Raw genomic sequence first — 20,919 nt, forward strand, 5'->3', positions numbered from 1 at the left:
CGCTCAGCGCGCCTCCACCAGGATGTCGGTCCACAATTCGCTCTCGTCCGGCTCCGGGGAGGACTGCGCGAACTCCGCGGCCTCGCCGACAATGCGCTTCACCTCGTCGTCCACCGCCTTCAGCGCGGCCTCGTCCTGGCCGCGCTCCAGCAGGCGCTTGCGCGCGGTCTCGACCGGGTCGTGCTGCTCGCGCATCTTCTGCACTTCCTCGCGCGTGCGGTACTTCGCCGGGTCGGACATGGAGTGGCCGCGGTAGCGGTAGGTCAGCATCTCCAGGATGTAGGGGCCCTTGCCCTCGCGGCAGTGCGCGACGGCGCGCTCGCCGGCCAACCGGACCGCCTCGACATCCATGCCGTCCACCTGCTCGCCCGGGATGCCCCAGGGGGAGCCGTCCTTCGAGCGGTCCTTGGAGGCGGAGGCGCGCTCCATGGAGGTGCCCATGCCGTAGCGGTTGTTCTCGACGATGTAGACAACCGGCAGCTTGAACAGCGAGGCCAGGTTGTAGCTCTCGAAGACCTGGCCCTGGTTGGCCGCGCCCTCGCCGTAATAGGTCAGGCAGATATTGCCGTTGTCGCGGTACATGTTGGCGAAGGCCAGGCCGGTGCCGAGCGAGACCTGCGCGCCGACGATGCCATGGCCGCCGTAGAAGCCCTTCTCGCGGCTGAACATGTGCATCGAGCCGCCCTTGCCCTTGGAGTAGCCTCCGGAGCGGCCGGTCAGCTCGGCCATCACGCCGCGCGCCTCCATGCCGGTGGCGAGCATGTGGCCATGGTCACGGTAGGAGGTGATCACCTGGTCGCCCGGTTGCAGGCACATCTGCATGCCGACCACGACCGCTTCCTGGCCGATATAGAGGTGGCAGAAGCCGCCGATGAGACCCATGCCGTAGAGCTGGCCCGCCTTCTCCTCGAAGCGGCGGATCAGCAGCATGTCCCGATAGGCCTGGAGCAGTCGCTCCTTCGGGAGAGCGGAGGAATCGGCTGGCGGCGCCTTTGCCCTGCCGCGACGCTTGGTGGTGCCCGCTTCGGCGCCTTGAACCATCCGGCTGCTCCATATTTGCTTGCCGCCGCGCAGGGATTGGCGGCGCTGCAAGGCCGGAGATACGTGGCTCCTGCGCGGTCTGCAAGCGGCCCGCGGGACCTAAGCCTCTGATGCTGCACCGCAATACAACGATTAACCAATTTTCGGTTTAACCCTCCCGTCCCTATGTGCCGGCGCAACGGCCGGATGGCCTGCGGGACGTGCGATGGCCGAATCTTTCGCCTCACCCCCCTGGAGGCGAAATCCATGCACCGTTTGCTCCTGACGAACTTCGGCATTCATGCCGCCGATCAATTCACCTTGGCTGCCCTGCCATTGCTCGCCACCCTGCTGATGCCGGGGGGGCCAGCCCTGGCCGGGGTGATGGTGGCGGCCCAGGGCGCCGCCTGGCTGCTGCTGTCATTGCCGGCCGGCGCCTGGGTGGACCACTTTCCGCGCCGGCGGCTGATGGTGCTGGCCTCGGCCGGCGCGGCGCTGGCACTGGGAGGGGCCAGCCTGTTCGCCGCCGTGCCGCACCTCCTCGCACCACTGGTCATGCTGGCTGCCTCGGGAACGGTGGTGACGGTGCTGGCGGGCTTCGCAATCCTGCCGGAGCTGGTCGGGCGTGCCGCCCTGCCGGCGGCCAATGCGCGCCTGGAACTGGCGCGCGCCGCGGCGACGCTGCTGGCGGCGCCGGTGGCCGGGGCGCTGGCCACGCTCGGCCGGCCGGAGGCCACCCTGGTGCTGGCGGCAGGGCTGGCCTGCGCTGCCGGCCTCGCGGCCCTGGGATTGCCGGAGCCCGGCGCCGTGACGGCGGGGGAGCGGCGCCCGCTGCTGCGGCTTCTGGCGGCGGGGGCGCGGTTCGTCTGGGAGCAGGCGCTGCTGCGCGCGGTGGCGATGGCGGCCGTGGCCTGGAACTTCGCCTTCTTCGCGCTGGCCACCGTCGCCATGCCGTTGGCGCTGGAGGTGCTGCATTTCTCGCCCCGGATGGCCGGGCTGGCGATCGGCGGCTATGGCGCGGGGCTGGTGGCCGGCGCGCTGCTGGCCGGGCGCCTGGCACCGCGGCAGGCACCGGCGCGGATGTTGCTGGCGGGGCCGGCCCTGTCGGTCGCCGCGATGCTGGCCTGGGGCCTGGCGCCGCAGGTCGCCGCGCCGGGCGCGCGAATGGGGCTGGTGATGCTGGCGCAGTTCCTGCTCGGCTTCGGCCCGATGCTCTGGCAGGTCGTGCAGACCAGCCTGCGGCAGGTGGTGACGCCGCCCGCGCTGCTCGGCAGGGTGGGGGCCACCATGCAGGTGGCGGTGTTCGGCGTGCGGCCGCTGGGCGCGCTGGCCGGCGGGGCGCTGGCGGCCCAGATGGGCTTCAACGCCACGCTCTGGCTGGCGGCGCTCGGCTTCAGCCTGTCGCTGCTGGTGGTCGCCGCCTCGCCCTTGCGGCGCCTGCAGGCCATGCCGGTGCCGGCCTGAGGCTCAGGCGGGGGTGCCCTCCACCACCCGTCCGATGCAGGGGTTCCCGCCGAGCCAGTAGCACAGCTCGGCCGGGCGCTTGATGCGGTGAAGCGCGAGATCGGCGCGCAGCCCCACCCGCAGCGCGCCGCGGTCGGCCAGCCCGAGCGCGGCGGCGGCGTGACGGGTGACGCCGAGCAGCGCCTCGGCCACGGTCAGGCGGAACAGGGTGCAGCCCAGGTTCAGCATCAGGAGCAGCGAGCGCGCGGGGGAGGAACCGGGATTCAGGTCGGTGGAGAGCGCCATGCGCAGGCCGGCGGCGCGCATCGCGGCGATGTCCGGATGCCGGGTTTCGCGCAGGAAATAGGTGGCGCCGGGCAGAAGCACGGCCACGCTTCCGGCTTCCGCCATCGCTCGCAGACCTCCGGCGCTGGCATGCTCCAGGTGATCGGCGGAAAGCGCGCCGTGGCGGGCGGCGAGCGCAGCACCACCGAGATCGGAAAGCTGGTCGGCGTGCAGCTTGACCGGCAGGCCGACGGCCTTCGCGGCCTCGAAGACGCGCGCCGTCTGGGCAGGGGAGAAGGCGATGCGCTCGCAGAAGGCATCCACCGCATCGGCCAGGCCGGAGGCGGCGGCGGCGGGGATGATTTCGTTCGCCACAAAATCTGTATAGGCCTCCGCGCCGCCGGGGAAGTCCGGCGGCACGGCATGGGCGGCGAGCAGGGTGGTGGCGATCTCCACCGGGTGCTCGGCGGCGAGGCGGCGCGCCACGCGCAGCATCTTCAGCTCGCTGGCGAGGTCCAGCCCATAGCCCGACTTGATCTCGACCGTGGTGACGCCCTCGGCCATCAGCCCCTGCAGCCGGGGCGTCGCGGCGACGAGCAGCGCCTGCTCGCTGGCCTCCCGGGTGGCGCGCACGCTCGAAAAAATGCCGCCGCCGGCGCGGGCGATCTCCTCATAGGTGGCGCCGGCCAGCCGCTGCTCGAACTCCGCCGCGCGATCTCCCCCGAAGACGAGATGCGTATGGCAGTCGATCAGCCCCGGAAGAATCCAGGCGCCCTCGCAATCCGCGGTTTCCCTGGCGCCGCCCGGTAGGTCCGCGCGGCGGCCGAGCCAGGCGATGCGGCCACCCCGCACCGCCACGGCGCCATCCTCGATGATCCCGAGCGGCGCCTCCGCGGGTCCGTCCATGGTCGCCAGATGGGCATTCAGCCAGACGCGGTCGAACACGGCTCAGCCTCCCTCGACGAAGCCGGTGAAGGCGCCGCGCTCGACGAGCCGCTTCACCGCGGCGATGTCGGGCGCCATGTGCCGGTCCTCGTCCCAGGGCGCGGCGACCTCGCGGACACGCGCGATGGCCGCCTCCAGCGGGACGGAGGAGGCGAGGGGGTGATGGAAGCCCACGCCCTGCGCCGCCGCCAGCAACTCGATGGCGAGGATGGTGGCGGTGTTGTCGGCCATCTCGGCGAGGCGCAGGGCGGCGCCGGTGGCCATGCTGACATGGTCCTCCTGGTTGGCGCTGGTCGGCAGGCTGTCCACGCTGCGCGGCATGGCGAGCGCCTTGTTCTCGCTGGCCAGCGCGGCGGCGGTGACCTGGGCGATCATGAAGCCGGAGTTCAGCCCGCCCTCGCGCACCAGGAAGGCCGGCAGGCCGGAGAGCACCGGATCGGTCAGCAGGGCGATGCGCCGCTCGGCCAGGGCGCCGGTCTCGGCCAGGACCAGGGCGAGGCTGTCGGCGGCGAAGGCCACCGGCTCGGCGTGGAAGTTGCCGCCCGAGAGCACCTCGCCCTCGGCGGTGACGAGCGGGTTGTCGGTGACGGCATTGGCCTCGCGCGTCAGCACGGCGGCGGCGTGGTTCATCAGGTCGAGGCAGGCGCCCATCACCTGCGGCTGGCAGCGCAGGCAATAGGGGTCCTGCACGCGCGGATCGCCGAAGCGGTGGCTCTCGCGGATGGCGCTGCCTTCCAGCAGGGCGCGGAGGGCGGCGGCGGTGCGGATCTGCCCGGGCTGACCGCGCAACTCGTGGATGCGCGGGTCGAAGGGCGTGTCGGAGCCGCGCGCCGCGTCCACCGAGAGGGCGCCGGCCACCAGCGCGGTCAGCCAGAGCGCCTCGGCGGTGAAGAGGCCGGCCAGGGCGAGGGCGGTTGAGACCTGGGTGCCATTCAACAGCGCCAGCCCCTCCTTCGGACCCAGTTCCAGCGGAGTGAGCCCGGCGCGGCGCAGCGCCTCGGCGCCGGGCAGCACCTCCTCGCCGGCGAAGGCCTCGCCCTCGCCGATCAGCACCAGCGCCATGTGGGCCAGCGGCGCCAGGTCGCCCGAGGCGCCGACCGAGCCCTTGGCCGGGATGGCGGGCAGGATGCCGGCCTTCAGCAGCGCCAGCAGGTGCGCGATCACCTGCGGCCGCACCGCGGAGGCGCCGCGCGCCAGGGAGAGCGCCTTCATCGCCAGGATCAGCCGCACCACGGGCGCCGGCAGGCAGGCTCCGGTGCCGGCGGCATGGCTGCGCAGCAGGTTGCGCTGCAGCTTCGCCAGATCCGCCGCGCCGATGCGCTGGCTGGCCAGCTTGCCGAAGCCGGTGTTGACGCCATAGAGCGCCTCGCCTTCGGCGATGCGGGCCGCGAGGGCGCTGACGGAGGCCTCGACTGTCGCCTCCCAGCCCTGGGGCAGCTCCAGCACCTCGCCTTCCATGATGGCGCGCAGGTCTTGCAGCGTGGCGCTGCCGGGCGTGACGATCATCGGGCGCTCCTCAGCATCGGCAGGTCGAGACCCTGTTCGCGCGCGCAGTCGATGGCGATGTCGTAGCCCGCATCGGCGTGGCGCATGACGCCGGTGGCGGGGTCGTTCCACAGCACGCGCTTCAGGCGCCGCGCCGCGTCCTCCGTGCCATCGGCGACGATCACCATGCCGGCATGCTGCGAATAGCCCATGCCGACGCCGCCGCCATGGTGCAGCGAAACCCAGGTGGCGCCGGAAGCGGTGTTGAGCAGTGCGTTGAGCAAAGGCCAGTCGCTGACGGCATCCGATCCGTCCTTCATCGCCTCCGTCTCGCGGTTGGGCGAGGCGACGGAGCCGGAATCCAGATGGTCGCGGCCGATGACGACGGGCGCGGACAATTCGCCCTTCGCAACCATCTCGTTGAAGGCGAGGCCGAGGCGGTGTCGCTGCCCGAGGCCGACCCAGCAGATGCGCGCCGGCAAACCCTGGAAGTGAATGCGTTGCTGCGCCATGTCGAGCCAGCGGTGCAGGTGCGGATCGTCGGGGATCAACTCGCGCACCTTGTCGTCGGTCCTGCGGATATCCTCGGGATCGCCGGAGAGCGCGGCCCAGCGGAACGGCCCGATTCCGCGGCAGAAGAGCGGGCGGATATAGGCCGGCACGAAGCCGGGAAAGCCGAAAGCCCCCTCCAGCCCTTCATCCTTGGCCATCTGGCGGATGTTGTTGCCGTAGTCGAGCACGGCCGAGCCCAGGCGCTGGAAGTCGAGCATGGCCTGCACATGCGCGACCATGCTGCGCTTTGCGGCGGCCGCCACGGCCTTTGGGTCGCTCTCGCGCTTCGCCTCCCACTCGGCCAGCGTCCAGCCGGCGGGCAGATAGCCGTTGGAGGGGTCATGCGCGCTGGTCTGGTCGGTGACGATGTCGGGCACCACGCCGCGCCGCACCAGTTCGGGGAAGATCTCCGCGGCATTGCCGAGCAGGCCGACGCTGATCGTCTTCCGCTCCGCGCAGGCGGCACGGATCATCGCCAGCGCCTCGTCCAGCGTCCCGGCGCGGCGGTCGAGATAGCCGGTCTCCAGCCGCTTCTCGATGCGCGAGGGCTGGCACTCCACCGCCAGCACGCAGGCGCCGGCGAAGACGCCCGCCAGCGGCTGCGCGCCGCCCATGCCGCCCAGCCCGGCGGTGAGAATCCAGCGGCCGGCGAGATCGCCGCCGAAATGCTGCCGCCCGGCCTCGGCGAAGGTCTCGTAGGTGCCCTGCACGATGCCCTGGCTGCCGATATAGATCCAGGACCCGGCGGTCATCTGGCCGTACATCATCAGCCCCGCGCGATCGAGCGCGTTGAAATGCTCCCAGTTCGCCCAGGCCGGCACGAGGTTGGAATTGGCGATGAGCACGCGCGGCGCGTCCTTGTGCGTCTCGAAGACGCCGACCGGCTTGCCGGACTGTACCAGCAGCGTCTGGTTTTCCTCCAGCCGCTTCAGCACGGAGACGATCGTCTCGTAGCACTGCCAGTCGCGCGCGGCGCGGCCGATGCCGCCATAGACGACCAACTCGCCCGGGCGCTCGGCGACCTCGTCGTCCAGGTTGTTCATCAGCATCCGCATCGCCGCCTCGGTGGTCCAGGATTTGGCGTGCAGCGTGTTGCCGCGCGGGGCGCGGATGGCGGGGGCGTTGCGGAAGCGGGTCTGCGACATGGGTCTGTCTCTTCCGATGACGGTTCAGTCCAGCGCGCCACCGAGCCGGTAGCGCGTGCCGGGATGGGTCAGCCAGGCGCGCGTCGCCACCACCTGCCAGGACCAGGTCCGGCGATGGATCAGCAGGCAGGGCTCGTCCGGCGAAATCTCCAGCGCCGCGGCCACATCCGGCTCGGCGCGGACGGCCTCCACCACATGTTCGACCCGTTCGGGCGGGGCGCAGGAGGTCAGATAGCGATAGGGCGTGATGCGGCTGAAATCCTGCTCCAGGAAGCGGGGTGCGATCACCGGATTGACGGTGCGGTCCTCGAACTGGACGGGCTCGCCATTCTCCCGGTGCACCAGCCGGCAGCGGAACAGCTCGGCGCCCTCCGGCAGGCCGAAGGCGGCGGCCAGCGGCACATCGGCGCGGCAGCGGCCGAGCGAAAGCACCCGCGCCGTGTGCGTGCCGCCGCGCTCCTGCATTTCCTCGGCGATGTCGCGCAGCTCCAGCATGCTCGACTGCGGCTTGGCGCCGGCGACGAAGGTGCCGACACCCTGCACCCGCACCAGCAGCCCGGCATCGGCCAGCTCGCGCAGCGCGCGGTTGACGGTGACGCGGGAGACGCCGGTCATCCGCACCAGCTCGTTCTCGGAGGGCACGCGGTCCTCCGCCGACCACTCGCCGCTGGCGACGCGGCTGAGGATGAAGGCCTTGATCTGCTGGTAGCGGGGCGTGGCCGGGCTGGGCGAGGGCAGCAGGCCGGGAGCGGCGTCGGGCATGGGCGGGATGGTGGTTGTCTTGACAAGTCTCGTCAACCGGAATCACGATCCATCACCCAGACCGGAAGGATGATCCCGGCCATGAGCCTGTTCTTCGCCGCCGATGCCCTGCTGCCCGGAGGCTGGGCGCGGGATGTGCTGATCGAGGCCGATGCGGTGGGCGCCATCCGCACCGTCACGCCCGGTGCGGCCCCTGGCGCGGCCGAGCGCCTGCCGGGCGTGGCCATCCCCGGCGTGCCGAACCTGCATTCGCACGCCTTCCAGCGCGCCATGGCCGGCCATGCCGAGCGCCGCTCGCCGCCCGAGGCGCGCACGGCCGAAGGCGGCGCGGATTCCTTCTGGACCTGGCGCAACACGATGTACCGCTTCGTCCACAGCTTCACGCCGGAGGATGCCGAGGCCGTTGCCGCCCAGCTCTATGCCGAATGCCTGGAATGGGGCTTCACGAGTATCGCCGAGTTCCACTACCTGCATCACCAGCCCGACGGCACGCCCTATGCCGCGCCGGCGGAGATGGCGCTGCGGCATCTGGCGGCGGCGCGCCGCGCCGGCATCGGCCTCACCCTGCTGCCGAGCCTCTACCGCCATGGCGGCATCTTCGGGAAGGACCCGGCGCCAGGGCAGCGGCGCTTCCTGAACGACCTCGACGGCTTCTGGCGCATCGTCGAGGGCATCCGGGCCGCCATCGCGGGCGATCCGCAGGCCGGGCTGGGCCTCGGGCCGCACTCGCTGCGCGCCGTGACGCCGGCCATGCTGGCGGAAGTCGCGCAGTTTGGCGGCCCCATCCACATTCATGCGGCCGAGCAGCAGCGCGAGGTGGCGGAATGCCTCGCCGCCACCGGCGCCCGGCCCGTGCAATGGCTGCTGGAGAATGCACCGCTCGACACGCGCTGGTGCCTGATCCACTGCACCCACATGACCGGGGCCGAAGCGCGGACGCTCGCCCGCAGGGGCGCGGTGGCGGGGCTCTGCCCGACCACCGAGGCCTCGCTGGGCGACGGCATCTTCGACCTGCCGGCCTATCGCGAATCAGGCGGGCGGCTCGGCTTCGGCACGGACAGCCATGTCGGCACCTCGCCGCGCGACGAGATGCGGCAGCTTGAGACCAGCCAGCGCCTGGCGCGACAGCACCGCTCGGTGGCGACGGATGACGCGCACCCGCACCCCGCGCGCAACCTGCTGGAGATGGCAGTGGCAGGCGGCGCCCAGGCCAGCGGGCGGCCCATCGCCGGCCTCGCCGCCGGCCAGCGCTGCGACCTCGTGGTGCTGGACCCGGAGCATCCCGCGCTCTGCGGCCGGGACGGCGATGAGCTGCTGGATGCCTGGGTGTTCAGCGGCCAGGGCAATCCCGTGCGGCAGGTGGTCGTGGGCGGGCGCACGGTGGTGCGGGACGGGCGGCATATCCAGGCGGCCGAAATCGCGGCAGGCTTCCGCGCCGCGATGAAGAGGCTTGCCACATGACCCCGACCATCCGCCCCGCCCGGCGCACCGAAATGGACCTGCTGCTCGACTGGGCTGCCGCCGAAGGCTGGAACCCCGGCCTCCAGGACGCCGGCGCCTTCTTCACCGCCGATCCGGAAGGTTTCCTGCTGGCGGAGGTGGCGGGCGAGCCGGTCGGCTGCATCTCCGCCGTGCGGCAGGGCGGCGGGCACGGCTTCATCGGCTTCTACATCGTGCGGCCGGAGTGGCGCGGGAAAGGCGTCGGCATTGCCCTGTGGCGGGCGGGCATGGCGCGGCTGGCCGGGCGCGTGGCGGGTCTCGACGGTGTGGTGGCGCAGCAGGCGAACTATGCCCGTTCGGGCTTTGTCCTGGCCTGGCGCAATGTCCGCTTTGCCGCCGTGGCGCCGGTGCCGGTCGCGGGCGGGGAGGCGGAAGTGGTCCCGGCCGATACGGTGCCCTTCGCGGCGATCGCCGCGCTGGATGCCTCCGCCTCTCCGGCTGATCGGGAGGTCTTCCTGCGCGCCTGGATGGCGGCGCCCGGGCATCGCCCGCTGGCGGTGAAAGGCGAGGGCGGGTTGCGCGGCTTCGGCGTTGCGCGCCCTTGCCGGGAGGGCACCAAGCTCGGCCCGCTGACCGCCACCGACCCCGCCGCCGCCCGCGCCCTGTTCAACGCGCTGGTGGCGGGCATGCCCGGACCGGTTTTCCTCGACCTGCCGGAGAGCAATCCGGCGGCCGTGGCGCTGGCGCGGGAAGCCGGCATGGCTCCCGCCTTCGAGACGGCCCGGATGTATGCCGGACCCTCCCCCGCGCTGCGGCAGGAGCGGATCTTCGGCGTGGCAAGCTTCGAACTGGGCTGAGGCCGCCTCAACCGGCCGCCGCGACCACCTCCGCCGCCCGCATCACCCGCAGGAAGTTGCCGGACCACAGCAGGCCGATCGCCTCGGCGTCGTAGCCGCGGCGCTGCAGCTCGGCGGTCAGGCCGGCGCTCTCGGCGGCGTTCATCCAGCCCTGCACACCGCCCCCGCCGTCGAAGTCGGAGGAGAGGCCGACATGCGCGATGCCGACGCGCTGCACGGCGTAGTCCACATGGTCGGCCATGTCGGCGACGGTGGCGCGGACTTTGCCATCCGTGCCGGGCGCCCGCAGGAAACCTGGCACGGCGGTGATCTGCACCAGGCCGCCGGTGGCGCGCAGCGCGTCCATCTGCTCGTCGTCGAGGTTGCGGGGATGGTTGCGCAGGGTGCGGCAGCAGGTATGCGTGGCGACAACCGGGCTGCGCGACAGCTCCACCGCCTGCATCATGCTGCTCTTCGCGGCATGCGAGACGTCCACCAGCAGGCCGAGGGCGTTCATCTCGGCGATGGCGGCGCGGCCGAGGGCGGAGAGGCCGCCATGCAGCGCCGGCCCGTCACCGAGATCGGGGCGGGGAATGGCAGCATCGGCCAGCAGGTTATGGCCGTTATGCGTGATGGTGACGTAGCAGGCGCCGAGCCCGCGCCACAGCGCCAGGCGCGAGAGGTCCTCACCCATGCCGTAGCCGTTCTCCACCGCCAGCAGCACGCCGAGCGCGCTGTTCTCGCGCAGCGCCTCCAGCTCGGCCGCGCGGGTGACGATGCGGCGGTTGCCGCCGCCGGCGCTGCGGCGGATGACGCGCAGCATGGCCTCGGCGCGCCGTGCGGCCTCGGCATGGGCTTCCGGCGTGCGCGGCCCCTGCGGCAGATAGGCGGCGAAGACCACCGCCCGCAGGCCGCCGGCCTCCATCTTCGGGAAGTCCACGCAACGCCCGGTGGCGCCGCGCGGATCCGGCGTATCGGGCCAGGGGATGTCGACATGCGTATCGAGGGTGAGGGTGGCCGTGTGGACCGAGGCAGGGGACAGGCTGTCGTTCATCGCTCACCCGGGGACAGTGGAGATGCCAGGGTCCGCTCCCTTGTGCACCGCGTCAACGGGGCGGCGCAGGATCAGGGCGGCGCGATAGGGCGGCTCGCCGTACCAGGCCATGAGCTCCAGCGCTTCCGCACGCAGCGGCAGGTGCTCGGCATCGGCGGCGGTTTCCTGGCGCAAGGGATCGGGCCAGGGATCGTTCACCAGGAAGCGGTCGCTCCAGGCATGGTGCAGCAGGATCCAGTGCGGGGTGTACCGGCCATGCGTCGGGAACTGACTGACCAGCAGCAGGACCGGTGCGCCCTCGGCCACCGGCGCGGCGAGGTCGGTCACCGCGAAGCCGCCCAGTCGCACGGGAATGCCCGCCTCCGCCACGCGGGCGCGGAACCCGGCCTGGACGAAATCGATCAGGTCCCGCTTCTCGTCGGTGTCCACACGCTCGGTGAGGGTCGGGCGCTCGGTGGTGACCAGGATCTCCGGCGCGAAGCCGCGCGCCTGGGCGGCCAGCGCGAGGCCGAAGGGGTCGCAGCCGCCCGGGCCGGACTGGGCGACGATGCTGCTGGCCTCACGCCACAGCGCGATCTCCTCGCTGCGCGTGACGGGCCGGCCGGTGAGGGCACCGAAGCCCATCAGCAGCGAGGCCGGGCCGCAGGTGAAGCGCGTGCTCTGCGGATAGAGCGGGATGGCGCGGCGCGGAACCGGCACGTCGTTGTCCAGCCAGCGCTCGGCATAGGAGGCGCCGCCCTCACCGCCAAGGCCGAGCAGTGGCAGCAGGGCGGGGTCCAGCCCATCCTCCACCGTGCCGGCCGGCGCGCGCAGCACCAGCACGCCCTCCCTCCGCGCCGCTGCCTCCAGCCGGGCGGCCAGCCGGCGGGCGATGGCCTCACGGTCGGGCGCGGCCGCGTCCACCCAGAAGCCGGCGATGCGCAGCAGCGCGCCGGTCGGGCGGCGCAGGGCGAGGATGGCGCCCTGCGGAGCCGCCTCAGGCCCCTCGGCCAGCCAAAGCGTGCCGGGAAAGTCGTGCAGCGCCTCCCGGCGCGCCCGCAGCGCGTCGGGCATGGCGGTGGCAAGAACAGCTTGGGACATGGCGACCGGGCCTCCCCTCAGGCGGATTTCTCAAGGTTCCAGAACAGCGCCACCGGGCTGGGGATGAAGCCGGAGAGCTTCGTGCTGTAGGCCTGCGGCGTGAAGTACTGGCCGAGCGGCAGGAAGGGCGGCTCCTCGAAGGCCAGGAGCTGCATCTGCTCGGTGATGCGGCGCTGCTCGGCGGCCTCGGTGGCGGCGAACCAGGCGTCGCGCAGCGCCTCCATCCGCGGATTTGGCCGGGTGCCATAGAGGTGCAGGTGACTGCCGGGGTTGGAGACCCAAAGGCCCGCCCAGCCCGTGCAGTAACAGTGCCAGCCGCCGCGCCCGGCGGCCCCGGGTGCATTGGCGCGGCTGATCAAGGTGCCCCAGTCGACGCTCTGATAGTCCACGTTGAAGCCGATATCGCGCAGCATCTGCTGCGCCACCGGGGACATGGCGGCACTGGAGGCAAGGTCCGTCGCCGCCATCTGCACGATGGCCTCGCCGGCATAGCCGGCCTGCTTCACCATCTGGCGGGCGCGCTCCAGGCTACGCTCGCCGGTGATCGCCTCCAGCCCGGCCGTGCTGGCGGCCGCCGAGCCGGGCAGGAAAACGCCGGCCCCGGTGCGGTAGAGCTCCGGATTGCCGCCCACCAGGGACTGCATGTAGTCCACCTGCCGCACCGCCGGCAGCAGCGCGCGCCGCAGCGCCGGGTTGTCGAAGGGCGGCACGCTGTCGTTCAGCCGGAATTCGGACCAGACGCCGATCGGGTCGATGGTCTCCACCTTCAGCCCGCGCTGGCCGCGCAGCACCGGCAGCAGGTCGGCCAAGGGCCGCTCCAGCCAGTCCACCTCGCCGCTCTGCAGGGCGGAGACGGCGGTGGCGGGATCGGGCAGGATCTTCCACTCGATGCGCGCCAGCTTCGCCACCTTGCCGCCCGCCCACATGTCCGGCGGCTCGTCGCGCGGCACGTATTTCTCGTTGCGGGCGAAGGCGACCGAGGCGCCGGAGACCCATTCGTCGCGCAGGAAGCGGAAGGGGCCGCTGCCGGTGAAGTCGGTGACGGTGGTGGTGGCCGGCGTGCGCGCCACGCGCTCGGGCATGATGTAGCAGGCGGTGGCGCCGAGGCCGTAGAGCAACTGGCCATAGGGCTGCTTCAGCCGGATTTCGAATTCCTTGTCCCCGCTGGCCCGCATCTCGTCGAGCTGCGCGGCGAGGCGCTTGCCGAACAGGTCGCGCTGCGACCACCGATGGATGGAGGCGACGCAGTCGGCGGCGCGCACCGGCTCGCCGTCATGGAAGGCCAGCCCCTCGCGCAGGCGGAAGCGCCAGCGGAGCCTGTCATCGGAAAGTTCATAGGACGCCACCATCTGCGGGCGTGGCACGAGCTTGCTGTCGAGCCCGAAGAGCTGGTCCCAGATGGCGGAGGCGGCATTCAGCGAGACCAGGGTGCTGGATTGCAGCGCATCCGGCGTCTGCAGGTTGGCGTGCGGGACGAAGCGCAGCGTGTTCGCCGCCGACTGTGCCAGTGCAGGCCGCCCCAGCGCCCCGGCGGCAAGTGCGGCGCCGCCCAATTGCAGCGTGGCACGGCGGGGGAGGGCGGGTGCGGGCATGGCGATCTCTCCGGCGGCGTCCTGAGGCGAGGGTGCGGCGTCATGCCCGGGGGAGCAAGCCTGAACCGGGCCGCTCCACCTTTCCTGATGCCCGGCGCCGGCGCGGCGGGCCGGGCTGCGCCACCTCCGCGCGTCCGCAAATGCACAGAAAAAGGAGGGGGTTTGGGGGAGTTCGCTCCCCCAACCTTGTTCAGGCCTTCGCCGCCATCACCTTCGCCAGCAGTTCCGGCCGCGCGGTAGGCGCCAGCCAGCGGAAGGCGCCGACGATGCGGTTGCGCGGGTCCACCCAGATCACGTTGCCGCCCGCGCCCTGGGCGAAGAAGCTCTCGCGGCTGGCGGCGGGGTAGCGCCCCTGGCCGTTCAGCCACCAGAGCAGGCCATAGTCGGCGTTCAGCGCGCAGGGCGTGGTGCAGGCCGCGACCCATCCCTCCGGCAGGACGCGCCGGCCTTCCCAGATGCCGTCCTGCAGCATGAGCTGCCCGATGCGGGCCTGGTCCTCGGCATGGGTGAAGACGCCGCCGCCCCAGTGCCCGCCGCCGGAGACCGACTGGATGCGCCGCCCGTCGATCTCGACGAAGCTGGTGCGATAGCCCTCCCACCGCCAGTCCTCGCTGGCGCCGATGGGGCGCATGATGCGTTCGGCGAAGACCTCCGGCAGTGGCCGGCGGAAGCGGTGCAGCAGCGCCAGCGAGAGCGCGTTCACCCGGATGTCGTTGTATTCCCAGTAGGTGCCCGGGGTCTTCAGCGGGCGGTCTATGCCCTTGGGGCCGGTGCCCTCGCGCTTCAGGTCGCGGCCGCGGTCGATGCGGTCGGCCTTGCCGAACAGCGTGCCTTCCCATTCGCTCGTCTGCTGCAGCAGCATCCGCCAGGTGATGGCGCCGTTCCGCGGTCCCTGGAAGGCCGGGTCCCGCACGCCGGCCGAAACCGGGGCGTCGAGGTCGCCGATCAGCCCGTCCCCCACCGCCAGACCCGCAAGCAGGGCGAGGTAGCTCTTGGCGACGCTGAAGGTCATGTCCACCCGGCGCGTGTCACCCCAGCGCGCGACCAGACGGCCCTCGCGCAGGATCAGCCCGTTCGGCGCGCCGCGCGGGGCGGTGTTGCCCAGCACCTCATTGTCCGGCGGCGGCTCAAAGAAGCCGCTTTCCAGATGCGCCAGCAGGTCGCGCGGGAAGGGGCTGTCGCTCGCCTCGGCGAAGGCGACGGCCTCGGCGAGGCGGTCAGGGTCGAAGCCGGCCTCGGCCGGGGCGGCGGACGGGAAGGGAGATGGCGATTCCATGCCCAGGACGGTGCGCGCGCCGCCAGTGCGGCGCAAGCCAGGGGAGGGATGCGGAAGCGCCGCGCCCACCCCATCTCTGCGCCCGAACAGAGGAGGCCCGCATGTCCGAACCCGCGAACCGCGAAACCGCCATCCTGGGGGGCGGCTGCTTCTGGTGCATCGACGCCGCCTACCGCGACCTCGAGGGCGTCACGGAGGTGGTCTCCGGCTATGCCGGCGGCCATGCCGAGAACCCGACCTATGAGCAGGTCTGTGGCAAGAAGACCGGCCACGCCGAGGTGGTGAAGGTGGTCTTCGACCCCGCCGTGCTCTCCTACGCCGATCTGCTGCGGATCTTCTTCACCCTGCACGACCCGACCACCAAGGACCGGCAGGGCGCCGATATCGGCCCCCAGTACCGCAGCATCATCCTCACCACCTCGGAAGCCCAGGCGGAGACGGCGAAGGCCGTGATGGCGGAGATCGAGGCAGCCGGGATCTGGGGCGCTTCGCTGGTGACGGAGGTGGAACCCGCCGGCGCCTTCTGGCCGGCCGAGCCGGAGCACCAGGACTACTTCAAGCGCAATCCGTGGTCGGGCTATTGCCGCGCGGTGATCGCGCCGAAGGTGGCGAAGTTCCGCCAGCACTTCGCCAACCGGCTGAAGGCGCGCGCCGCTTGAACGCGGCCAGGGAGGGCGCTGCCCTCCCTGGACCCTCCCGCCGGGAGACAGTGTCACCCCGGACCCCGCCATTCGTTTCAGTGGCCGGCTGTCAGCTCCGCGCCCGGCTTGTCATGCACGCCAAGCCGCTCGACCAGCGTGGCGCTGGCCGCGTTGAGGCCCACCACCTCGGCCGCGACGCCACGCGAGCGGAAGCCCAGCACCACCCGGTCCAGCGCGCCGATGCCGCTGATGTCCCAGAGATGGGCGCCCGAGACGTCGATCACCACGCGGTCCAGTTCCTCCTTGATGTCGAAGGCGGCCAGGAAATCCTCGGTCGAGGCGAAGAAGATCTGGCCCAGAACCGTATAGGTTCGCTGGCGGCCATCCGCGGAAAGGGCGGACTGCACGCTGAACATGCGGCGCACCTTGCCGGCGAAGAAGATGCCGCTCAGCAGCACGCCGACCAGCACGCCCTTGGCGAGGTCATGCGTCACCAGCACCACGGCGACCGTCGCCAGCATCACGACCGAGGAGGAGTGCGGATGCGTCATCAGCGTCCGCAGCGAGGCCCAGTTGAAGGTGCCGATGGAGACCATGATCATCACCGCGACCAGTGCGGCCATCGGGATGCGGCGGACGAAGTCGCCCAGCACCAGGATCAGGAACAGCAGCACCGTGCCCGCCACGAAGGTGGAGAGCCGGCCGCGGCCGCCGGAGCGCACATTGATCACCGACTGCCCGATCATCGCGCAGCCCGCCATGCCGCCGAGGAAGCCGGTGACGAAGTTGCCCAGGCCCTGGCCGACGCACTCGCGCGAGCGGTGGCTCGGCGTGTCGGTCATCTCGTCCACCACCGCCGCCGTCATCAGCGACTCCAGCAGGCCGACCGCCGCCAGCGTCACGGAATAGGGCAGGATGATCTGCAGCGTCTCCCAGTTCAGCGGCACGTCGGGCAGGAAGAAGCTGGGCAGCGTGTCCGGCAGCGCGCCCATGTCGCCGACCGTGCGGAGCTGATCAAAGCCGAAGCCGAGGGAGACCGCCGTCAGCACGACAATGCAGACCAGCGGCGAGGGCACCGCCCTGGTGAAGCGTGGGAGGATGTAGATGATGGCCAGCCCGAGCGCGACCATCGGGTAGGTCAGCATCGGGACGCCGATCAGCTCCGGCAGCTGCGCCGAAAAGATCAGGATGGCCAGCGCGTTGACAAAGCCGGTCAGCACCGAGCGGGAGACGAAGCGCATCACCCGGCCGAGCTTGGCGAGGCCTGCCAGCATCTGCAGCACGCCGGTCAGGATGGTGGCGGCGAGCATGTACTGCAGGCCGTGATCCTTCACCAGGTCCACCAGCACCACGGCCATTGCACCGGTGGCTGCCGAGATCATGGCCGGCCTGCCCCCTGCGATGGCGGTGATGACCGCCATGGAGAAGGAGGCGTAGAGCCCGACCTTCGGGTCAACGCCGGCGATGATCGAGAAGGCGATCGCCTCCGGGATCAGCGCAAGGGCAACGACGAGGCCGGAGAGCAGGTCGGCACGGATATTGCCAAACCACTCGGCACGCAGCCGGGATGGTGGAGACATGTCGGGAATTTCGCTTTCGGCAGGAGGGATGAAGGGGAGCGCCAGCCACGCACGGCGTCAGCGCACCAAAGACCGGCGCGGCTGCAACGCTGTGAATCAGAGGTCTGGCGCGGGCCTACATCGGACCGATCGGCTTCCTGGCGGGAGGGCTGCCACGGACTTTGCCGCAGCGCAACATGAACGATTTGTCTCTAAACCGCTGCTGCGGGCGGTGACAAGCACGAAACGAAGATCGCTCTTCATGCTTTATCGCAGTGCGCGGGTGCAGGAAGGCCACTATCAACGCGCTCGGATTGCGGACGGGAAGGCAGTTACGCAGGGGCAGAAACAGCGGACGGCGCCCAGCTATGCCGGGCGCCGTCAAAAACACTGGGTTCCTTTGCGGAACTGTTCCTCCCCAAACTCGGCCTGCAGAGCAACCCCGAGAGCCCGCACCTTAGCAGGTCTTATATAAGACACAAGTCTGCCTTTGCGGGATCTTGATCCCACATCCAGGATAGGGGAACACGCCCGCGTGTTGTCCGACCCATGCCCAGGAGTCGTCCCGCCAGCCATGTCCATCCCACTCTCGTCATCGCCTGCCCGGCTGGACGCCCGCCCGTTGTACCGGCAGGTGGAGGAGATCCTGCTGGGGCGAATCGTCGGTGGGGAATGGCCGCCGGGCCATGCGCTGCCTTCCGAGCCTGAACTCGCGGCGGAACTCGGGGTTTCGCAGGGCACGGTGCGCAAAGCGCTGACGGCGCTTGAGCGGCGCCACCTGATCGACCGGCGGCAGGGCCGCGGCACCACGGTCACCCAGCACAACAGCGAGACGGCGCGGCACCACTTCTTCCGGGTGCGGGACCTCAGTGGTCGCGCGGTCGTCTCGCGCATCATGGTCGTCTCCTGCCTGGCGCGCGCGGCCGAGCCGTGGGAGGCGAAGGCGCTGAGCATTCCGGAGGGCGCGCCGGTGCATCACATGCGCCGCATCCGCCAGCTCGACGGCAGCCCGCGAATCTTTGAGCGATGCACCCTCTCGGGCCTGCTCCTGCCCGGCTTCCGGCTGGAGCCGGGGGAACTGCACCAGGAACTCTATGTGCACCTGCAGCAGGCGCATGGCGTGACCATCGAACGGGCGGAGGAGGAGCTTTCCGCCGCCGGCGCCGATGCGGAGACCGCCGCGGCGCTTGGCAAGCCGGCCGGCGTGCCGTTGCTGAGGGTGCAGCGAATCGCCTATGACGTGGCGGACCGCGCGGTTGAGGTGCGGCTGTCGATGATCGATACCGAGCGCCACCGCTACGCCGTGAAGCTCGACTGAGACGGCCCCAGGCCGCGTGACGCTTGCATGCAGGGGGGGGCGGTGGTAATGGCCGCGCCTTCCTGATTGACCGCTGACTCTATACAGCACGACGAAAAGAGAGGCCCGGCGCCATGGCCGTTCCGAAGAAGAAGGTTTCGCCCTCCCGCCGCGGGATGCGCCGCAGCCACGAGGCTCTGTCCGCCCAGGCGCACCATGAGTGCCCGAACTGTGGCGAGCTGAAGCGCCCGCACCACGTCTGCGCCTCCTGCGGCCACTATGACGGCCGCGAGGTCGTGGCGGCGGGCAAGCCCCTGAAGTCCGCGGTTCGCGTCTGAGCCTTCCGGCGCCGTCGAGGGACATGGACAACTTGCCGCAGGTGACACTGCCGCAGGATGGCGCCCCGCAGCCATCGCCGTCGGAGGGCTTTGCCCTTGCCATTGACGCGATGGGCGGGGACCACGCCCCCGACTCCATTCTCGACGGTGTCGAGATCGCGGCGGAGCGGCACCCCAAGGCGCGCCTGCTGCTGGTGGGCGACGAAGCTCGGCTGGGGGCGCTTCTGTCCCGCCGGCCCCGTGCCGCGCGCATCTGCGCCATCCGCCACGCCCCCGACGCCATTCCCGGCGACATGAAGCCGACGGCCGCACTGCGCGTCCGCCACTCCTCCATGCGCGTCGCCATCGACGCCGTGGCGGCGGGGGAGGCTGCCGGGGTGGTCTCGGCCGGCAATACCGGTGCGCTGCTGGCGCTCGGCAAGGTGGTCCTGAAGACGCTGCCGGAGATCGACCGGCCCGCGCTCGCCGCCATCGGGCCCTCGGCGCGAGGGGACGTGGTCCTGCTCGACCTCGGCGCGAATGTCGTCTGTGACGCGCGCAACCTCGTCGAATTCGCCATCATGGGCGACGCCTTCGCCCGCGCCGTGCTCGGACTGACCAATCCCAGCATCGGGCTGCTGAATGTCGGCAGCGAGGAGCTGAAGGGCGATGACCGCGTGCGGCAGGCCGCCGAAATGCTGCGCGAGTCGGTGCTCGGCGCCCATTTCCGCGGCTTCGTGGAAGGGCACGACATCACCGCCGGCACGGTGGACGTCATCGTCACCGACGGCTTCACCGGAAATGTCGCCCTGAAGACGGGCGAGGGCGCCTTCAAGCTGATGGGGAGCCTGCTGAAGCAGGTCTTCACCTCGTCCTGGACGGCCAAGCTTGGCTACCTGCTGGCGCGCCCGGCGCTGGAGCGGCTGCGCGAGTTCATGGACCCGCGCCGCTACAACGGGGCGGTGCTGGTCGGCCTGAACGGCGTCATTGTGAAGAGCCATGGCGGCACCGATGCACTGGGCTTCGCCCATGCCATCGACGTTGCCATGGATATGGTGACCCATCGCTTCAACGAGCGGATCCGCGAAAGCGCCGCGACGCTGCCGCCGCGCGGGCGCACAGTCGCCGCCGAGCCCGGCGTGAACGCTCGCTGACCGGCCGCTTCTGGACATCTGCCGCATGACCCCTCGCGCCCTGATTGCCGGCACCGGCGGCTATCTCCCGGAGATGGTGCTGGACAATGACGCCCTGGCTGCGCGGCATGGACTCGACACCTCCGATGCCTGGATCCGTGAGCGCACCGGCATCCGTCAGCGCCACCTGGCAGCGCCTGGCGAGCAGGCCAGCGACATGGGCGCGGCCGCCGCACGGGCGGCGCTGGAGCAGGCCGGGCTGCCGGCCGGGGCGGTGGACGGCGTCATCGTTGCCACGGCCACGCCCGATGCGGTGTTCCCCTCCACGGCGGCCCGGCTGCAGGCCAAGCTTGGCATCACCACCGGCTTCGCCTTCGATGTTGCCGCGGCCTGCAGCGGCTTCGTCTATGCCCTGTCCATCGCCGATGCCATGATCCGCACCGGTCAGGCGCGCTGTGTGCTGGTGATCGGCACCGAGGTCTTCTCGCGCATCCTGGACTGGACCGACCGCGGCACCTGCGTGCTGTTCGGCGACGGCGCCGGCGCCGTGCTGCTGCGCGCCAGCAGCGAGATTGAGGCAGCGGGGCGAGGTATCCTCTCCTGCCATTTGCATGCCGACGGGCAGCACGGCGATATCCTGCAGGTCGAGGGCGTGCCGGGGCTGGTTCGCATGGCCGGGCGCGAGGTGTTCCGCCATGCCGTCAGCAAGCTCGCCGCCGTGGTGGACGAGGCGCTGACGCATAACGGGCTCGACAAGTCGGACATCTCCTGGCTGGTGCCGCACCAGGCGAACCTGCGGATCATCGAGGCGATGGGCCGCAAGCTGGGCCTTCCCTCGGAGCGGGTGGTGGTCACGGTGGATCGTCATGCCAATACCTCGGCCGCCTCGATCCCGCTGGCTCTGGCCGAGGCCACCCGCGACGGCCGCATCCAGCGCGGGGATCTCGTGTTGATGGAAGCCATCGGTGGCGGCCTCACCTGGGGCGCGGCGCTGGCACGCTTCTAAGGGCGCCAGGCTGCCGGCCTTGTGAGGCCGGTCACCTGTTTGTGGATTGTG

General features: G+C 71.2%; 18 protein-coding genes. 8 read left to right on the forward strand and 10 right to left on the reverse strand.

Translation table 11 applies throughout. The features are described 5' to 3' along the window. Positions 1 to 3: 3 nt before the first annotated feature. Positions 4 to 1,041 carry a pyruvate dehydrogenase (acetyl-transferring) E1 component subunit alpha gene (gene pdhA / locus QMO56_RS04025; protein ID WP_283523744.1) on the reverse strand — a complete coding sequence of 346 codons (1,038 nt, stop codon included), beginning with the start codon at positions 1,039 to 1,041 and terminating at the stop codon, positions 4 to 6. Positions 1,042 to 1,287: 246 nt separating this feature from the next. On the opposite strand from pdhA, the gene QMO56_RS04030 reads away from it, so the two are divergent. Further along, positions 1,288 to 2,484 carry an MFS transporter gene (locus QMO56_RS04030; protein ID WP_283523745.1) on the forward strand — a complete coding sequence of 399 codons (1,197 nt, stop codon included), beginning with the start codon at positions 1,288 to 1,290 and terminating at the stop codon, positions 2,482 to 2,484. A gap of 3 nt (positions 2,485 to 2,487) precedes the next feature. On the opposite strand, the gene hutI is transcribed toward QMO56_RS04030, so the two are convergent. The 4 genes from hutI to hutC are packed head-to-tail and all read right to left on the reverse strand — an operon-like array spanning position 2,488 to position 7,673. Then, the gene (gene hutI / locus QMO56_RS04035) at positions 2,488 to 3,654 is read right to left on the reverse strand and encodes an imidazolonepropionase (RefSeq protein ID WP_283523798.1); all 1,167 of its coding nucleotides are present in this window, start codon (positions 3,652 to 3,654) and stop codon (positions 2,488 to 2,490) included. Positions 3,655 to 3,696: 42 nt separating this feature from the next. Continuing rightward, entirely contained in the window at positions 3,697 to 5,199 is a 1,503-nt protein-coding gene (gene hutH / locus QMO56_RS04040; RefSeq protein WP_283523746.1) for a histidine ammonia-lyase, read from the reverse strand. Beyond that, entirely contained in the window at positions 5,196 to 6,875 is a 1,680-nt protein-coding gene (gene hutU, locus QMO56_RS04045; protein WP_283523747.1) for a urocanate hydratase, read from the reverse strand. The genes hutH and hutU overlap by 4 nt, the downstream gene beginning before the upstream one ends. Before the next feature lie 24 nt (positions 6,876 to 6,899). Then, on the reverse strand, positions 6,900 to 7,673 hold the full coding sequence (gene hutC / locus QMO56_RS04050; protein ID WP_349362338.1) for a histidine utilization repressor: 774 nt from the start codon (positions 7,671 to 7,673) through the stop codon (positions 6,900 to 6,902). A 45-nt stretch (positions 7,674 to 7,718) separates the two neighbouring features. Here hutC and QMO56_RS04055 point away from each other — a divergent pair, with 45 nt between their 5' ends. Together QMO56_RS04055 and QMO56_RS04060 are read left to right on the forward strand one after the other, a co-directional pair. Next, positions 7,719 to 9,098 (forward strand): formimidoylglutamate deiminase, encoded by a 1,380-nt coding sequence (locus QMO56_RS04055; protein ID WP_283523748.1) that lies wholly within the window; start codon positions 7,719 to 7,721, stop codon positions 9,096 to 9,098. After that, the gene (locus tag QMO56_RS04060; RefSeq protein ID WP_283523749.1) at positions 9,095 to 9,934 is read left to right on the forward strand and encodes a GNAT family N-acetyltransferase; all 840 of its coding nucleotides are present in this window, start codon (positions 9,095 to 9,097) and stop codon (positions 9,932 to 9,934) included. Before QMO56_RS04055 ends, QMO56_RS04060 begins: the two co-directional genes overlap by 4 nt. Positions 9,935 to 9,941: 7 nt before the next feature. On the opposite strand, the gene QMO56_RS04065 is transcribed toward QMO56_RS04060, so the two are convergent. The 4 genes from QMO56_RS04065 to QMO56_RS04080 all read right to left on the reverse strand — a co-directional run bounded on the left by QMO56_RS04065 (position 9,942) and on the right by QMO56_RS04080 (position 14,915). Further along, a complete protein-coding gene (locus tag QMO56_RS04065; protein WP_283523750.1) occupies positions 9,942 to 10,967 on the reverse strand; it encodes a dipeptidase in 1,026 nt (341 codons plus the stop codon). Between the two features lie 3 nt (positions 10,968 to 10,970). After that, on the reverse strand, positions 10,971 to 12,047 hold the full coding sequence (locus QMO56_RS04070; RefSeq protein WP_283523751.1) for a peptidase C39 family protein: 1,077 nt from the start codon (positions 12,045 to 12,047) through the stop codon (positions 10,971 to 10,973). A gap of 17 nt (positions 12,048 to 12,064) precedes the next feature. Next, positions 12,065 to 13,639: an ABC transporter substrate-binding protein gene (locus tag QMO56_RS04075; RefSeq protein ID WP_283523752.1), complete on the reverse strand. Its 1,575-nt coding sequence runs from the start codon at positions 13,637 to 13,639 to the stop codon at positions 12,065 to 12,067. A 190-nt stretch (positions 13,640 to 13,829) separates the two neighbouring features. Then, a complete protein-coding gene (locus QMO56_RS04080) occupies positions 13,830 to 14,915 on the reverse strand; it encodes a serine hydrolase (RefSeq protein WP_283523753.1) in 1,086 nt (361 codons plus the stop codon). Positions 14,916 to 15,016: 101 nt separating this feature from the next. Between QMO56_RS04080 and msrA the strand changes: the two genes are divergently transcribed. Then, entirely contained in the window at positions 15,017 to 15,574 is a 558-nt protein-coding gene (msrA, locus tag QMO56_RS04085) for a peptide-methionine (S)-S-oxide reductase MsrA (RefSeq protein WP_283523754.1), read from the forward strand. A gap of 77 nt (positions 15,575 to 15,651) precedes the next feature. Here msrA and QMO56_RS04090 read toward each other — a convergent pair whose 3' ends face one another. Next, positions 15,652 to 17,136 carry a SulP family inorganic anion transporter gene (locus tag QMO56_RS04090; RefSeq protein ID WP_283523755.1) on the reverse strand — a complete coding sequence of 495 codons (1,485 nt, stop codon included), beginning with the start codon at positions 17,134 to 17,136 and terminating at the stop codon, positions 15,652 to 15,654. Positions 17,137 to 17,689: 553 nt separating this feature from the next. On the opposite strand from QMO56_RS04090, the gene QMO56_RS04095 reads away from it, so the two are divergent. The 4 genes from QMO56_RS04095 to QMO56_RS04110 all read left to right on the forward strand — a co-directional run bounded on the left by QMO56_RS04095 (position 17,690) and on the right by QMO56_RS04110 (position 20,868). After that, positions 17,690 to 18,433, forward strand: a complete 744-nt coding sequence (locus tag QMO56_RS04095) for a GntR family transcriptional regulator (RefSeq protein WP_283523756.1) — start codon at positions 17,690 to 17,692, stop codon at positions 18,431 to 18,433. A 113-nt stretch (positions 18,434 to 18,546) separates the two neighbouring features. Beyond that, positions 18,547 to 18,750 carry a 50S ribosomal protein L32 gene (gene rpmF / locus QMO56_RS04100; protein ID WP_160934931.1) on the forward strand — a complete coding sequence of 68 codons (204 nt, stop codon included), beginning with the start codon at positions 18,547 to 18,549 and terminating at the stop codon, positions 18,748 to 18,750. A 110-nt stretch (positions 18,751 to 18,860) separates the two neighbouring features. Continuing rightward, positions 18,861 to 19,883, forward strand: a complete 1,023-nt coding sequence (gene plsX, locus QMO56_RS04105; RefSeq protein ID WP_408906502.1) for a phosphate acyltransferase PlsX — start codon at positions 18,861 to 18,863, stop codon at positions 19,881 to 19,883. 25 nt (positions 19,884 to 19,908) lie between these two features. Continuing rightward, entirely contained in the window at positions 19,909 to 20,868 is a 960-nt protein-coding gene (locus tag QMO56_RS04110; RefSeq protein ID WP_283523758.1) for a beta-ketoacyl-ACP synthase III, read from the forward strand. The last annotated feature ends 51 nt before the right edge of the window (positions 20,869 to 20,919 follow it).

Origin of the sequence: Roseomonas sp. E05, from assembly GCF_030063475.1 — a bacterium.
Lineage (GTDB): Bacteria > Pseudomonadota > Alphaproteobacteria > Acetobacterales > Acetobacteraceae > Pseudoroseomonas.